13 protein-coding genes are annotated in these 15,261 nt (G+C 47.6%); 12 read left to right on the top strand and 1 reads right to left on the bottom strand.

Annotation, left to right across the window (positions count from 1 at the left end):
* The first annotated feature begins 13 nt into the window (after positions 1–13).
* From QZ135_RS07665 to QZ135_RS07635, 7 genes are all read left to right on the top strand, one after another.
* Entirely contained in the window at positions 14–1,519 is a 1,506-nt protein-coding gene (locus tag QZ135_RS07665) for a glycan-binding surface protein (protein WP_294607453.1), read from the top strand.
* 11 nt (positions 1,520–1,530) lie between these two features.
* Entirely contained in the window at positions 1,531–2,976 is a 1,446-nt protein-coding gene (locus QZ135_RS07660) for a glycosyl hydrolase (RefSeq protein WP_294607451.1), read from the top strand.
* A 116-nt stretch (positions 2,977–3,092) separates the two neighbouring features.
* Positions 3,093–4,205 (top strand): glycosyl hydrolase, encoded by a 1,113-nt coding sequence (locus tag QZ135_RS07655; protein ID WP_294607448.1) that lies wholly within the window; start codon positions 3,093–3,095, stop codon positions 4,203–4,205.
* 16 nt (positions 4,206–4,221) lie between these two features.
* Complete coding sequence (locus QZ135_RS07650) at positions 4,222–5,397, top strand: glycosidase (protein WP_294607445.1); 1,176 nt, start codon at positions 4,222–4,224, stop codon at positions 5,395–5,397.
* A 178-nt stretch (positions 5,398–5,575) separates the two neighbouring features.
* On the top strand, positions 5,576–6,955 hold the full coding sequence (locus QZ135_RS07645; RefSeq protein WP_294607442.1) for an MFS transporter: 1,380 nt from the start codon (positions 5,576–5,578) through the stop codon (positions 6,953–6,955).
* A 115-nt stretch (positions 6,956–7,070) separates the two neighbouring features.
* Positions 7,071–8,258 (top strand): AGE family epimerase/isomerase, encoded by a 1,188-nt coding sequence (locus QZ135_RS07640; RefSeq protein WP_294607438.1) that lies wholly within the window; start codon positions 7,071–7,073, stop codon positions 8,256–8,258.
* 41 nt (positions 8,259–8,299) lie between these two features.
* Entirely contained in the window at positions 8,300–9,091 is a 792-nt protein-coding gene (locus QZ135_RS07635; RefSeq protein ID WP_227087845.1) for a GDSL-type esterase/lipase family protein, read from the top strand.
* A 200-nt stretch (positions 9,092–9,291) separates the two neighbouring features.
* On the opposite strand, the gene QZ135_RS07630 is transcribed toward QZ135_RS07635, so the two are convergent.
* On the bottom strand, positions 9,292–10,629 hold the full coding sequence (locus QZ135_RS07630) for an aspartate kinase (RefSeq protein WP_294607433.1): 1,338 nt from the start codon (positions 10,627–10,629) through the stop codon (positions 9,292–9,294).
* Between the two features lie 281 nt (positions 10,630–10,910).
* On the opposite strand from QZ135_RS07630, the gene QZ135_RS07625 reads away from it, so the two are divergent.
* The 5 genes from QZ135_RS07625 (at position 10,911) to kdpA (ending at position 15,254) form a co-directional block, all read left to right on the top strand.
* The gene (locus QZ135_RS07625) at positions 10,911–12,254 is read left to right on the top strand and encodes a sigma-54 dependent transcriptional regulator (protein WP_294607431.1); all 1,344 of its coding nucleotides are present in this window, start codon (positions 10,911–10,913) and stop codon (positions 12,252–12,254) included.
* 108 nt (positions 12,255–12,362) lie between these two features.
* Positions 12,363–12,671: a nucleotidyltransferase domain-containing protein gene (locus QZ135_RS07620; RefSeq protein WP_044267434.1), complete on the top strand. Its 309-nt coding sequence runs from the start codon at positions 12,363–12,365 to the stop codon at positions 12,669–12,671.
* On the top strand, positions 12,668–13,084 hold the full coding sequence (locus tag QZ135_RS07615; RefSeq protein ID WP_044267432.1) for a HEPN domain-containing protein: 417 nt from the start codon (positions 12,668–12,670) through the stop codon (positions 13,082–13,084). Before QZ135_RS07620 ends, QZ135_RS07615 begins: the two co-directional genes overlap by 4 nt.
* A 325-nt stretch (positions 13,085–13,409) precedes the next feature.
* Positions 13,410–13,490, top strand: a complete 81-nt coding sequence (locus tag QZ135_RS24905; RefSeq protein WP_074435147.1) for a potassium-transporting ATPase subunit F — start codon at positions 13,410–13,412, stop codon at positions 13,488–13,490.
* Positions 13,491–13,547: 57 nt separating this feature from the next.
* On the top strand, positions 13,548–15,254 hold the full coding sequence (gene kdpA / locus QZ135_RS07610; RefSeq protein WP_294607425.1) for a potassium-transporting ATPase subunit KdpA: 1,707 nt from the start codon (positions 13,548–13,550) through the stop codon (positions 15,252–15,254).
* Positions 15,255–15,261 lie beyond the last annotated feature (7 nt).

The raw sequence follows: 15,261 nt of genomic DNA, 5'->3' as shown, positions 1-15,261 counted from the left end.
ATAGAGAAAGAACATGAAAAGAATCATATATAATCTAACTGCACTGGTTTTTGCATGTGTCTATTTAGGTTCCTGTTCTGATGAGGAAGTGATAGGGGCACAGTCATTATCCGTAGCGTCCTTCTATCCGACCATTGTGATGGAAGGAGTAGAGGTTACGGTTACGGGTACGGCATTGGAAACAGTCAATGAAGTCGTCTTCCCCGGTGGGGTAACAACCGGTGAGATAACCAAAGTAGATGAACGTACTTTGAAAGTGATTACACCCGCAGGAGTAAGTGAGGTAGAATCTGCTCTTGTCTTGAAGTCCGGGAATGTGGAAGTGGCAAGTCGCCAGACGATACGCGAAGCAAACCCTGCTTTCTTGTCTTATCAGTTCACAGAAAAAGATGGAGCTATGACCGGCACCGGCATGACGATAAACGGTAAGGACTTGTTACTTGTGGAAGATGTTGTGTTTACTTTGGGCGATAATAGCCTGGCTATTCATGCGCTCGAAATGACGCGTAAGTCGAATACTGCCATTAAGTTGACATTACCTCAGGATACACCTGTAGGCGAAGCCGTGCAGGTGACGATAAGTTTTAAGAACGGTACAGAGATGTCTTTGCCTGCAATAGACATTCAGAAAGGTTCCGGTGGCGGTTCGTGGGTACAGCAAGAGGTACCTGTTTATTCCGGAGAGCCTGTTGATGTAGGTTCATGGGCCAACTCTCTGCAGATAGCAGCCACTGCTTTTGCCGATGCCAAGTTGGATGACTTGATTCGCGTATATATCTCCGATTGTGGCGATAATGCTCAGGGTTCATTGAAGAATGGAAGTACTTGGGCGGGATTACTGCCTGAGCTTGAATACTTCGATATCACTGGAATGGTAGGCATCGGATATTACGAGCAGACGGTTACAGAAGAGATACTGTTGCAGTTGCAAGAGTCCGGTTTGATTGTTAGCGGACAGAACTATTTAATTCAGAAAGTTTCGCTGTTTACTTCTGTATGGGTACCAGGGGGAGATGAAGAACTTACCGACCCGATTACTCCGCAGACAATTATGTTGAATGACTTTGAAGAGCATGACGGTCATAACTCTTCCTGGGATAATAGCTGGTCGGATGCTGAGGCTACTGAGTTCCCCGTAGACGATAAAGGCAATGTATATCTCCATTTGGTGAAACCTCTTGACGGATGGCTTTTGAACTGTAACCATCAGGATATTGGCACTGTATCTGGCATTGAGAACTATGTCATTAAGTTCGACCTCAAGATTGATGCCGGCACAGTAGGAGCTTCGGAGGCTGCCATGCAGATTGTCTTGGCAGACAAATGGCTTTGGGTAGGCCCCGGCCTCTTCCCGGAAACCACGGACGGGAAATGGATAACCGTATCCCGCAACATTTCCGACTTGAGTGCCGACTTGGTGGGTGACTTGGAGATAGGTAAGCTGAACAATGGCTTATATGGAGATAAGATACCTCAAGGCTTATGTATTGACAATCTTCGTTTAGATCCGAAGAAATAATAATTTGTATAATGAATATTATCACGCGATTTGTAACGAAGTCTAAAGAACTATTTTGTTCTTTATGTAATATAGTGACTGTTCTTGGTTTCTATACTCTTCTCTGTTCTTGCGGCGGCAGTGATTCTCCGGATACCCCGGTTCCGGATGCACCCCGCCTGCTGGAGAGCAGTCCGGTGAATGGGGAGAAGAACTTGTCTGCCGGCAATTTGACTGTTGTACTCACCTATGACCAGAGACTAACACTCCCTGCTGATGCCCGCAGCAAAATAACCATAGCAGGTGCTACGGTTTCCGAAGTGTCTGTCTACTTGACAAAGGCGACTATTCTGATTACCGGTCTGGAGAATGGCAAAACTTATGAGTTGGTAGTATCGCAAGGAGCTGTATTGGGGCTCGCAGGAGTAGAAGCTCCCCGAACAACCATTTCCTTTAGTACAGCCGAAGCTGCCGGTCCACCCATTGCCAAATTATGCACTCCCAATCCATTGCCACAGGCTCAGAAAGTTTATGATTACCTGTTTAGCATCTACGGAGAGAAGGTGCTGTCCGGAGCAATGGCCAACGTTAACTGGAATATAGCCGAGGCAGAGCTTGTAAAGCAGGCTACCGGAAAATATCCTGCCATTGCATTCTTTGACTATTTGCATCTTTTTGCTTCACCGGCGGACTGGATAGATTATGGCGACATCAAAGTTGCAAAAGATTGGTGGGATGCAGGCGGGCTGATAGGAGCGGGCTGGCATTGGAATGTGCCTAACGTAAAGAACGGTGTAGAATATACGTGTACCCCCGGAGACGGGAACAAGAATAGCGACGGCAACTGGACAACCACCTTCAGTGCAAGCAATGCCACGGTAGACGGCACTTGGGAGAACGAAGTGGTGAAGGCAGATCTGGAGAAAATGGCCGGTTATCTGAAACTGTTGCAAGATAAGAACATACCCCTAATCTGGCGTCCGCTGCACGAGGCTGCCGGCAACACCTATGAATATACAGGTGGAAAGGTCTGGTTCTGGTGGGGATATGATGGTGCCGATGCCTACAAGAAACTGTGGATTTACATGTTCAACTTCTTTAAGGAGAAGGGCATAAACAACTTGATATGGGTATGGACTACACAGACGAAAGACGCTGATTTCTATCCGGGAGATGACTATGTGGACATCGTAGGCCGTGATATTTACAATCAGAAGGATGGAGCAGCCAATGCAGCCCAGTACAGTTCAATCAAGGCGACTTATTCCGGCAAACCGGTGGCCTTGAGTGAGTGTGGAAGTGTTGCCACTGTTTCTTCTCAATGGAGCGCAGGCGCACGCTGGTCTTTCTTTATGCCTTGGTATCAGTATAATGCAACCGGCCTGGATGGGCACGAACATGCCGATACTGCCTGGTGGAAGGATGCCATGAGCAAGGATTATGTGGTAGCTCGTGAAGATTTGCCTTCGTTCAAGTAGCACTCCGGTGATTTTATTCCGAGTAGAATAAGTAAGGTATAGGATAAAATTGTATCAGAATATGAACAGTCATTCCGCTATCTTTGTGAAGTGAAATGAATAGACCATTGATAAATATGAAAACACTTAGATTAATAACCATGATATTGGCTTCAAGCTCTCTTATGGCATGTGGCCCGGCGCAGAAGTCTCAAAAAGACGAGGGCGCCCCTACGCGCACTGCCGAAACGGAGCAGTTGCTTGCCAATCTTAAAAAAGTATCAGCCCGCGGCTTCATGTTCGGTCATCACGACGACACCAACTACGGTATCGGCTGGGATGGTGACGAAGGACGCTCCGATGTAAAGAGCGTCTGCGGAGATTACCCTGCGGTTATCAGCTTCGACCTGGGGCACATCGAGCTGGGAGACACGGCGAGTCTGGACAATGTCCCCTTCAGTAAAATAAAGAAAGAGATATTGAACCAGTATAAGAGAGGCGGGTTGTCCTCTTTGAGCTGGCATCTGCGCAATCCGAAGACAGGAGGAGACGCGTGGGATGTATCAGATACTACAGTTGTGAAATCCATCCTTCCTGGTGGAGCGAATCATGAGAAGTTTGTCGGCTGGTTAGAGAAACTGAGCACTTTTATCAACTCCCTGCAAACGGAAGGCGGAGTGAAGGTGCCGGTACTTTTCCGCCCGTGGCACGAACATACCGGTAGTTGGTTCTGGTGGGGCGAGAAACTCTGTACGCCCGAGGAGTACAAGCAACTTTGGCACATGACGGCAGATGCGCTTCACGATAACGGAGTGAATAATGTGCTTTATGCCTACTCTCCGGGCAGTGAACCGCAGGATACGGCGCAATATCTGAAGCGTTATCCGGGTGATGATTTGATAGATGTGATTGGCTTCGATACATACCAGTCCGATCGTGATGGATATATTGCCAATCTTGAAAAGTCTCTTGCCATTATAGACAGTATCGGCAAAGCACACCATAAAATCATTGCCATCACCGAGACCGGATACGAAGGCATTCCCGATTCGAAATGGTGGACCGGAACCCTGCTCCCGGCTGTGGAGAAATATCCGATAGCCTACGTACTGGTGTGGCGCAATGCCCGCGAGCGTGTCACCCATTTCTACGCTCCCTATCCGGGGCAAGTCTCTGCCGAAGACTTTGTAGACTTCTACAATCATCCTAAAACTCTTTTTGCGAACGACGTAAACTCTTTGTATAAATAAGAAAAAGACAATCAATATGGAAACTTTTAATGATAAGGTAAACAAACTCTTTCAGGAACACGAGGAGCTGATTGCGAGAAAGAATGAACCCATGGAGGGAGGCAACGGCATCTTCACCCGCTACAAATATCCGGTAGTGACGGCGGCGCATACTCCTGTCTTCTGGCGTTATGATTTAAATGAAGCTTCCAATCCTTACCTAATGGAGCGCATCGGCATGAATGCCGCCCTCAACTCCGGCGCCATCAAGTGGAACGGCAAATACCTGCTGTTGCTGCGCATGGAGGGGGCCGACCGTAAGTCGTTCTTTGCCGTGGCGGAAAGTCCTAACGGTGTGGATAACTTCCGCTTCTGGGATTATCCCGTCACGATGCCCGAAGATGTGATACCGGCTACCAATGTCTATGATATGCGCCTCACCGCCCATGAAGACGGATGGATTTATGGTATCTTCTGTGCCGAGCGTCATGATGACAATGCCCCCGCGGGCGATTTATCCTCGGCAACGGCTACGGCAGGCATTGCACGTACCCGTGATTTGAAGACTTGGGAGCGTCTGCCCGACCTGAAGACTAAGAGCCAGCAACGTAATGTGGTGCTTCATCCCGAATTTGTAGAAGGCAAATATGCCCTTTATACCCGTCCGCAGGATGGATTTATTGATGCCGGAAGCGGCGGCGGCATAGGCTGGGCCTTGGTAGACGACATGACACATGCGGAGGTGAAAGAGGAAACCATCATCGACCAACGTTACTACCACACCATCAAGGAGGTAAAGAACGGTGAGGGCCCGCATCCGATAAAGACGGAGAAAGGCTGGTTGCACCTGGCTCATGGGGTGCGTGCCTGCGCTGCCGGACTGCGTTATGTGCTCTATATGTATATGACCGCCCTGGACGATCCTACACGCCTGATAGCCACCCCTGGAGGTTACTTCATGGCTCCTGAGGGAGAGGAACGTATCGGCGACGTAAGCAATGTGCTCTTTACCAATGGCTGGATTGCGGATGAAGACGGCAAGGTGTTCATCTATTATGCCTCGTCGGACACGCGGATGCACGTAGCCACTTCTACGGTGGACAAGCTGGCGGATTACTGCATGAATACGCCGGTGGACGGATTGTCCTCTTCGGCTTCGGTGGAGACGCTGAAGAAACTTATTAGTAATAATTTGCAACTCATGCGGAAATAAATATCTTTGCGGTGGCATCAAGCCGTTATTGAACCTATTTCAGTCGTATACTGAATAGGGTTCACTATACGACTGAACCCTATTCAGTATACGACTGATTCCACCCCCGCCGAGAAGGCATTCGGACACGGTTTTTAAGTTTCGCGTGCGCATGGTTATAAATCTTTAATTTAATAGTATGGCAACACTAAAAGAGAAAATTGGTTATGGCTTTGGCGATATGTCTTCCTCTATGTTCTGGAAGATATTCTCCTATTATCTGCCTATATTCTATTCTAATATATACGGGCTGAGTCTGGCTGATACGGGCGTCCTGCTGTTGGTAACGCGCATTTGGGATGCGGTGTCCGACCCGATGATGGGCATCATTGCCGACCGAACCCATACGCGATGGGGAAAATACCGTCCTTATCTGCTGTGGATTTCTCTTCCGTTTGCCGTCTGCGGTATATTGATGTTTACCACTCCCGACTTCGGGCCTACGGGGAAACTCATTTGGGCATACGTCACTTACATTCTGATGATGACGGTTTATACAGCTATCAATGTTCCATACGGGGCTATGCTGGGGGTGATGACGGATGACTCGGACACGAAGACGGTGTTCTCTTCCTACCGGATGTTCTTTGCATACGGTGGTAGTTTCATAGCCTTGTTTGCCTGGGAGCCGCTTTGCACGTGGTTCAGGGAGATGACCGGTTCGGTGACCGTCAGTTGGCAATATTCCATGATTGTGATTGCTGCGTTGTGCTTCGTCGTGTTCCTGCTATGTTTCAGCATGACGAGGGAGTACGTGAAGAGCGTATCTACGGTTTCCATCGGGAAGGACTTCAAGTCGTTGCTTGCCAACGTGCCTTGGTGGTTGCTGATAGGTGCGGCATTGTGTTCTAACTTGTTTAATACGGTGCGTGGCGCTACGGCTGCTTATTTCTTCAAAGATTATATAGGTGACAGTATATTCCTGAACCTGGGTGACTTCACTATTTTGTTCTATGCCGGGTTATTCCTCGGAGTGGGTGAAGTTTCTAATATGATAGGGGTAGTGCTGGCAGTTCCCCTTTCGCGCGGACTGGGCAAGAAATCCACCTATATCGCCACGATGGCGGCACTGGCGGTATTGAGCATTCTGTTCTTCTATCTGCCTTGCACACCGGCGGGCTTCTGGATGATGCTGATTATGCAAATCGTCATATCTATTTGTACGGGTATCGTTTCACCGTTGATATGGAGTATGTATGCCGACGTTTCGGACTATGCCGAACTGAAAGACGGGACGGCTTCGACTGGGCTTATATTCTCATCTTCGTCGATGGCGCAGAAGTTTGGCGGCGCTATGGGCGGGGCGGCTGTGATGTGGATATTGGCATCTTTCGGTTATAATACGGCTGAGGGTGCCGTGCAAACAGCGGAAGCATTGACGGGATTGAACCTGCTAATGAGCTGGATACCTGCCGCTGTGGCTGTGATGGCAATGATAGTCGTGTACTTCTATCCGTTGACGAAGAAGCGCGTGGAGGAGATTAACGAGAAGCTGAAAAAAGTACGTGCAACAGATTGAGGATTATACAATACGTGTTTGCCGGTCTGCACAATCTGCGTTTGCCGATCTGCACAATACGTATTTGCCTATTCGCAAAATACTCGGAGTATAAGTAAACTAAAAACAAAATCTTATGAACATCACGAATCTGCGAAAAGAGATGGAAGAAGAGTTGACAGCCAACATTCTTCCTTTTTGGCTGAACAAGATGACAGACAAGGCGAACGGTGGCTTCTATGGCCGCATCACGGGAACCGGAATCCTGATGCCGGAAACAGAAAAAGGGGCTGTATTGAATGCCCGTATTCTCTGGACTTTCTCGGCAGCCTACCGTTTGCTGAAGAAGGAAGAATACTTGTCTGCGGCAACGCGTGCCAAACGCTATGTGATAGATCATTTCTATGACCGCGAGTTCGGCGGCGTCTACTGGTCGCTTGATTACGAAGGCCGCCCGTTAGATACGAAGAAACAAATCTATGCCATCGGCTTTGCTATCTACGGGCTGAGCGAATATCATCGTGCCACGGGTGATGCTGAGGCTTTGGAATATGCCGTCCGCCTGTTCGAGGATATCGAAAAGCATAGCTTCGATTCTGTGAAGAATGGCTATTGTGAGGCTCTTACCCGCCAGTGGGGAGAGATTGCCGATATGCGACTTAGCGATAAAGACGAGAACGAACGTAAGACCATGAACACCCATCTGCATATCCTGGAGCCTTATACCAATCTGTACCGTGTATGGAAAGATGATCGCCTCAAGAAGCAACTCCGCAATTTGATAGAATTATTCACGGACCGGATTCTTAATCCTGAGACTGGACATCTGGAATTGTTCTTCGATGACAATTGGCGGAGTAAGTATCGCATTGTTTCCTACGGACACGATATAGAAGCTTCCTGGCTGATACATGAAGCCGCTTTGATACTGGCTGATAAAACTTTACTGGAAAAAGTGGAACCGCTGGTTGAGTTTATCGCCGCTGCCGCCGGTGAAGGATTGACGCCTGACGGTGCCATGATTTATGAGACTTTCCCGGATAGACAGAAGGCCGATACCGACCGCCATTGGTGGGTGCAGGCAGAGAATGTGGTGGGACACGTTAATCTTTACCAACATTTTGAAGATGAAGTGGCATTGCGCAAGGCTTTTCATTGCTGGGACTTCATCAAGAGGCATCTGGTAGATTACCGGAACGGCGAATGGCATTGGAGCGTGCATGCCGACGGCACGGTGAATACCGAAGATGACAAGGCCGGATTTTGGAAATGCCCGTATCATAACGGACGTATGTGCATGGAGATAATGGAACGTTTTTCATAAGTGGTTTAGAGGTTATTTCATAACTATTTTAGATGTTTGGAATGAGAAGATTGATTGGACTTTGTGTTGTGCTGTGGATAGGGATTGCGTTGCAGGCGCAGTCCCTTTATCCTGATTTCAGTAAGATGAATTTCGGTTGTGATGGGAACAGCATCACGGCGGGTGAACAATGGTCGAAGACGGTGGTCGATCTACTTGGATTTGCCACCCATCATAATGTAGCGGTAGGTTCTGCGACGTGGGCGTGCCATCCCGATACTCAGGATTACGGAAGTGCCGGTTTTGCCGGAATATCCAATGGCTGGCAGCCTACTGAAGATAAGCGTGAATTGCAAATGCGCCACAACAATGTCTCTAAAGTCCATATCCAGAAGTTCATAGCCGAGGTAGAGAGCGGGCAATATCCGGCTCCCGATGTCTTTGTCTTTTCTATGGGGACAAATGACAAGAATCTTGGCTCTGCCGAGGAAGCTCTGAAAGGTAAGACTCTTGCTGAAGTGGACGTTACCACTATGGCAGGCGGTGCCCGCTGGGCCATACAGACCATTTTGGAGCATTATCCCAAATGTCGTGTTTTTGTTTGTACCCCTATTCAAACCGGTGATGTAACCCGCAATGAACGTAATCTGGAGAAGATTGCCATTCTGCGTGAAATCTGCCGTACTCTCTCCGTACAACTGATAGATTGCTACTCTAATAGCGGTATAACCGGGAAATTCGAACAGCCTTCGGGCAGGGGACGCTATCTGCGCGATGGCTTACATCCCGATAAAGAAGGGCAGGAGTTGATGGGGCGCTATATTGCGAAAGAAATACGGAATAATTTCTTTTAGGTGCGGGTTGATTTCTTTCAGACGGGATATGAACTAAATGTGATAAGGTGGTAGAGTGATAAAGTGATAACGGGATAACGCTCTGTGATATATAGCGCAGCTACTTTATCACCCTATCACCTTACCACCTTATCACTCCTTTCCTTCTTTTCTGAGCGATTATGAATTAATTCCGCCAACGGGTTATATAGAGAATATATTCAAGACGCCTTCTTAAGCCACTCCTTCTTCAGCAACTTCTCGTCAAGCAACCGGAGTGCTTCCACCTTGTCCGTTGCCTTGACCACCAACGACACATCATTCTCATCGCTTCCGTAAGAAATCATCTTCAGCGGAATATTCTTCAACGCATCCATAATCCGCGCTTCGGTTTCGATGCACGATGACTTCATGTTTCCTACCACAGAAATGATACTCATCTTATCTTCCACCCATATCCGGGCATACTTATTCAGTTCCCGCAGGATGAGCGAAAGGAAGTTCCCGTCATCCGTGGCTACGGATATGTTATCGTTGGATGAAGTCAACAGACAGGGCATCGTCTTGTATTTGGCGAAGATATCGAAAATCTTGCTGATAAACATATAAGGCCGGAGCGTGTGGTTCGATTCGAACCGGATGTATGTGATAGAATCTTTGGTGGCGACTGCCTTCACCATGTTCCCGTTCAATCTGTTGGCGGATATATAAGTCCCTTCTGATGCCGGGTTCACCAGGTTGAGCAAACGGATGGGAATATTCTCTTTCCATGCCGTAGCCAGACAAAGCGGGTGCAGTATCTGGGGATTGAAGTAGATGAGCCGTTCGGCTTCACTGAAACTCAGGTTCTTTATCGTGTCGGCATCTTTCACTACCAGTGTGTCGTTGCTGTGTATATCGACATCTGTCCATATCCGTATTTCCTCCGCCTGTATGGCTGTCCCTATCAGGGCGGCGGTGTAGTCGCTTCCGCCTTGTTTCAGACAATCGGTCTCACCAAAGGCATTCCTGCAAATGCTTCCCTGTGTGAGAAACAGATGCGTATCGGGGTATGATTTACATATCTCTTTCACCTTCCGGCTGATATATTCCTCATCCGCTTCCCCGTTCATGCCGGTGCGTATGAAGTCGAAGGCACAAATCACGCTGTTGTCCACTCCCTGTTCCTGCAAGTAGAATCCCAGTAAGGTGGATGTCAGTAACTCGCCTTGTGCCAGGATTTCCTTTTCGTCGGTAGCGTAGAAAGGCTCCATGCTGTATTTCCATATTGCCTGGAAACAGTCGAGAATGCCCCGGATGGCTTCGTGCTTGATAGTGTCGTCCGTAAGTAGTTCATTGGCAAAGTCAATGAACTGGAATTCCAGCCGGGTTATTTTGTCGTGTGCTTCCTCTATGTTCCGGTTGAAGAAGTTGGCGGCTACCTCGCCCAAATGTTTGGTGACATCTTTGGGAGCGGACAGTACGACTATTTTAGACGTATTGTCTTGAATCAGTTTTGCCACATGTTGCATACCTCTTACGGATGCGGTTGCGTTTCCATCGAATTTGTAGATTTCCATATTCTTCTTTTTTAAGTTATTAATCAAATCCTCTTGTGAAGCCTCCTTGCCATTTCAGAATGGTTTTATCAAAATGGAAAGGAAACTCCCCCGCTGCCTGTTCTCTCTTTTCTGCCCTTATCTCCTTGTACTAATGGAGTTAAGCGATGAAATCAGTTACGGGGCTTTCAGGCTCTCTACTATAAAAGTTCAAAAGATGTGCCGCTCGTATTCGGGAAAAGCTTTATATTTGCACACCCTGTTTTTAGCATTATCAGTTTAAACACTTATCCGAATAAGATATGAGTAAGATTTTAATCGTTGATGACGAGATGCAAATCCGTACCCTTTTGGCGCGTATGATGGAGTTGGAGGGATATGAAGTCTGTCAGGCTGGTGATTGCAGGGCTGCCCTGAAACAGTTGGAATTGCAAAGTCCCGATGTAGCTTTGTGTGATGTTTTCCTGCCCGACGGGAACGGGGTGGATCTGGTGCTGGCTATCAAGAAAGCTGCGCCCAATGTGGAAGTCATTCTCCTGACGGCCCACGGCAATATCCCCGATGGCGTACAAGCCATCAAGAACGGGGCTTTCGACTATATCACCAAAGGAGATGACAATAACAAGATTATTCCCCTCGTCAGCCGTGCGGTAGAGAAGGCCGCAATGAATGCCCGTCTTGAAAAGCTTGAGAAGAAGGTGGGGCAGGCGTACTCTTTCGATTCTATCCTGGGAGAGTCCAAATCTTTGAAAGATGCTGTGTCGCTGGCGCAGAAAGTGTCGGTGACCGATGTACCCGTGTTGCTGACCGGAGAGACGGGAACAGGCAAGGAGGTGTTTGCGCAGGCCATCCATTACAGTAGCAAGCGTGCACGGCAGAATTTCGTTGCGGTGAACTGTTCCTCGTTCAGCAAGGAGCTGCTGGAGAGCGAGATGTTCGGGCACAAGGCAGGTTCGTTTACCGGGGCGCTGAAAGATAAGAAAGGGCTTTTTGAGGAAGCGAACAATGGAACGATTTTCCTGGATGAAATAGGTGAGATGGCCTTTGAACTGCAAGCGAAGTTGCTGCGCATCCTCGAAACAGGCGAATATATCAAGATAGGCGATACCAAGCCGACACGCGTCAACGTGCGTATCATTGCGGCAACCAACCGCAATCTGCCCGAAGAAATAGCCAAAGGGCGTTTCCGTGAAGATTTGTTCTATCGCCTTTCGGTGTTCCAGGTGCACTTGCCGCCATTGCGTGAGCGTGCGGGGGACATCCGCCTGTTGGCAAAGGCTTTCGTGAAGAACTTCTCCGTGCAACTGGCCCGTTCGATAACCGAGATTACTCCCGAATTTCTCACTACGCTTGAACTGCAACCGTGGAAAGGGAACATCCGTGAACTCCGCAATGTGATAGAGCGCAGCCTCATTGTTTGCGAAGGGGAACAGCTGACTATTGCCGACCTGCCGCTCGACATTCAGAATGCCCACTACGAACAGTCGGACGAGGAGACTCCCGGCAGTTTTGAACTTTCGGCCATGGAGAGGCGGCACATCGCCCGGGTGCTGGAGTACACGAAAGGCAACAAGACGGAAGCGGCTCGGCTACTGAAAATCGGGTTGACAACGCTGTACAGGAAGATAGAGGAATATAAAATCTGAGTTGTATTTCGGGGTATGTAGCGGTGGGCTTTTCGGAAAACATTGCTATCTTTGTATTGTTCAACTGAAAGAGATAAGAGATTATAATTATGAATAGGAGGAAAGCTAATGAAACGACCTGATCTTGTCCGTCGTATTGCAGAAGTGATGCATCATATTGCTCCCGATGCGAAGACCATTCTTTATGGTTCCGAGGCCCGTGGTGATGCTCGTCACGACTCAGACATTGACTTGCTTATCTTGCTTGATGAAGAAAAACTGGCTCCTGAACGTGAACTGGAAATAGCTCGTTATTTGTATGAGGTAGAAGTGGAGACAGGTGTCATTATCAGTCCTATGGTGATGTTACGTCATGTATGGGAAAGATTTACCACGCCGTTTAGCATTAATGTAATGAAGGAAGGGGTAGTGCTATGAAGGAGAAACTGGATGCAGAAAGCCGTTCTGCCATTGTGAACTACCGTTTGGAACGTGCTTACGAAACTCTGAAAGAGGCTGATTATAATACCGGGGGCGGGTATTATAATGCTGCTGTAAACCGCCTTTATTATGCTTGTTATTACGCAGCTTCTGCCTTGTTATTGCATTATGAAATAGAGGCTAATACACATAATGGTGTGAAAACACAACTTTCCATGCATTTTGTTCGTACCGGACGTTTGAGTTTGGACTATGGAGCAACCTTCAGTTTGTTGTTTGAAAAACGTCAAGCAAGTGATTATAGTGATTTTGCTTATTGTGACCTTGCTTTAGTGGACACACTTCGCCCACGGGCAGAAGCATTTATTGATGCGATGGAAAGGTTGATACATGAAGAGTGTCCCGATTAAATACATTCTCATTTCTCTTTAATACTCATCATCTCGCCCTATTTTGATAAATACCCTTTCAAAATGAAAGGGTATTTATGTTTTATACTTTTCTGTTTGTAACCCTCACGATCTTGGATATTAGACTGTTATGTACTTTTCTGCATGTCTGGCACGCAATTGGCATACCTAAACACGATGAAATAATAGTATCAATTTTAAAAAGGTAAAAGACATGGGAATAACGATTTCATTTATTTTCTGCCTGTTGAGCGGGTTGCTCGCTTTCGGGCTGTTCTGGAAATGTGTGGATTGGTTTGAAAAGATTTAAGAAGGAGAGAGAATTATGTACACAACATTATTTGTATTAGGTATTGCGGTTTTCGGGTATTTGATGTATGTGCTCGTAAAACCGGAGAAGTTTTAGTCAATTGACAATGGATAATTGACAATTAAGGTATCATTCTATTAATGAATTAGAGAAATGAACACAGAGATTTTAGGTGTAGTCCTGCAAATAGTCCTGATGGTGGTACTGGCTTACCCGTTGGGAAAATATATTGCAAAGGTCTATAAAGGACAAAAGACATGGTCGGACTTCATGAAGCCGATTGAGAGACTTATTTTTAAAGTGTGTGGCATCAACCCTGCCGAGGAGATGAACTGGAAACAGTTCCTGAAAGCATTGCTGATACTGAATGCTTTCTGGTTTGTGTGGGGCATGGTGCTGCTGGTTACTCAGCACTGGCTGCCTTTGAATCCCGACGGTAACGGGCCGCAGACACCGGATCAGGCATTCAATACCTGCATCAGTTTTATGGTGAACTGTAACTTGCAGCACTATTCCGGTGAAAGTGGATTGACTTATTTTACGCAGTTATTTGTCATCATGCTCTTCCAGTTTATTACGGCGGCAACGGGTATGGCGGCTATGGCAGGTATCATGAAGTCCATCTCCGCAAAGACAACGAAGACAATAGGTAACTTCTGGAACTTCCTTGTATTGAGTAGTACACGTATCCTGTTGCCACTTTCGCTGATTGTGGGTTTCATCCTTATTATAGAAGGTACTCCGATGGGCTTTGACGGCAAGATGGAGGTGACCACGCTCGAAGGACAGGAACAACTGGTATCGCAGGGACCTGCGGCTGCCATCGTGCCCATCAAGCAACTGGGTACCAATGGTGGCGGTTATTTCGGTGTAAACTCTTCGCATCCGTTGGAGAATCCTACGTATCTGTCCAATATGGTAGAATGTTGGTCTATCCTTATCATACCGATGGCAATGGTTTTCGCACTCGGTTTCTATTCCAATCGTAAGAAACTGGCTTATAGTATATTCGGTGTAATGCTCTTTGCCTATCTGGCGGGTGTCGGCATCAATGTCTATCAGGAGATGAACGGTAACCCGCGTATTGACGAACTGGGTATTGCGCAGGATGGCGGAGCGATGGAGGGAAAAGAGGTGCGGCTTGGTGCTGCTGCAACAGCCTTGTGGAGTATTACGACCACCGTCACTTCCAATGGTTCGGTGAATGGTATGCACGACTCTACGATGCCGCTCAGCGGACTGATGGAGATGCTGAATATGCAGATTAACACTTGGTTCGGTGGTGTCGGGGTAGGTTGGATGAACTACTATACATTTATAATTATAGCCGTGTTTATCAGCGGACTGATGGTGGGGCGTACACCGGAGTTCCTCGGTAAGAAGGTGGAAGCACGCGAAATGAAGATTGCGACTGTTGTGGCGTTGCTTCATCCGTTTGTGATTCTGGTAGGAACGGCTCTGTCCACGTATCTGTTTGCCCATCATCCCGACTTCGTGGCAAGCGAGGGCGGTTGGCTGAATAATCCTGGTTTCCACGGGCTGAGCGAGCAATTGTATGAGTTTACGTCGTGTGCAGCTAATAACGGGTCCGGCTTCGAGGGACTGGGAGATAATACTTATTTCTGGAACTACGCTTGCGGTTGGGTACTTATTCTGAGCCGTTTTATCCCGATTGTAGGGCAGGTGGCCATTGCCGGTTTGCTGGCGCAGAAGAAGTTCATCCCGGAAAGTGCCGGTACACTGAAGACGGATACGGTTACATTTGCTGTGATGACTTTCGCGGTTATTTTCATTGTAGCTGCCCTGTCATTCTTCCCGGTGCATGCGTTGAGTACGATTGCTGAACATTTTAGTTTGTAAGTAGTAG

This window comes from uncultured Bacteroides sp. (assembly GCF_905207245.1).
GTDB lineage: Bacteria > Bacteroidota > Bacteroidia > Bacteroidales > Bacteroidaceae > Bacteroides.
This window is presented reverse-complemented; position numbering and strand designations above follow the sequence as displayed.

Bases quoted from the DNA above. Each gene is read 5' to 3' on its own strand.
- QZ135_RS07665 (WP_294607453.1), top strand. From the start codon at position 14: ATGAAAAGAATCATATATAATCTAACTGCACTGGTTTTTGCATGTGTC.
- QZ135_RS07660 (WP_294607451.1), top strand. From the start codon at position 1,531: ATGAATATTATCACGCGATTTGTAACGAAGTCTAAAGAACTATTTTGT.
- QZ135_RS07655 (WP_294607448.1), top strand. From the start codon at position 3,093: ATGAAAACACTTAGATTAATAACCATGATATTGGCTTCAAGCTCTCTT.
- QZ135_RS07650 (WP_294607445.1), top strand. From the start codon at position 4,222: ATGGAAACTTTTAATGATAAGGTAAACAAACTCTTTCAGGAACACGAG.
- QZ135_RS07645 (WP_294607442.1), top strand. From the start codon at position 5,576: ATGGCAACACTAAAAGAGAAAATTGGTTATGGCTTTGGCGATATGTCT.
- QZ135_RS07640 (WP_294607438.1), top strand. From the start codon at position 7,071: ATGAACATCACGAATCTGCGAAAAGAGATGGAAGAAGAGTTGACAGCC.
- QZ135_RS07635 (WP_227087845.1), top strand. From the start codon at position 8,300: ATGAGAAGATTGATTGGACTTTGTGTTGTGCTGTGGATAGGGATTGCG.
- QZ135_RS07630 (WP_294607433.1), bottom strand. From the start codon at position 10,629: ATGGAAATCTACAAATTCGATGGAAACGCAACCGCATCCGTAAGAGGT.
- QZ135_RS07625 (WP_294607431.1), top strand. From the start codon at position 10,911: ATGAGTAAGATTTTAATCGTTGATGACGAGATGCAAATCCGTACCCTT.
- QZ135_RS07620 (WP_044267434.1), top strand. From the start codon at position 12,363: ATGAAACGACCTGATCTTGTCCGTCGTATTGCAGAAGTGATGCATCAT.
- QZ135_RS07615 (WP_044267432.1), top strand. From the start codon at position 12,668: ATGAAGGAGAAACTGGATGCAGAAAGCCGTTCTGCCATTGTGAACTAC.
- QZ135_RS24905 (WP_074435147.1), top strand. From the start codon at position 13,410: ATGTACACAACATTATTTGTATTAGGTATTGCGGTTTTCGGGTATTTG.
- kdpA (WP_294607425.1), top strand. From the start codon at position 13,548: ATGAACACAGAGATTTTAGGTGTAGTCCTGCAAATAGTCCTGATGGTG.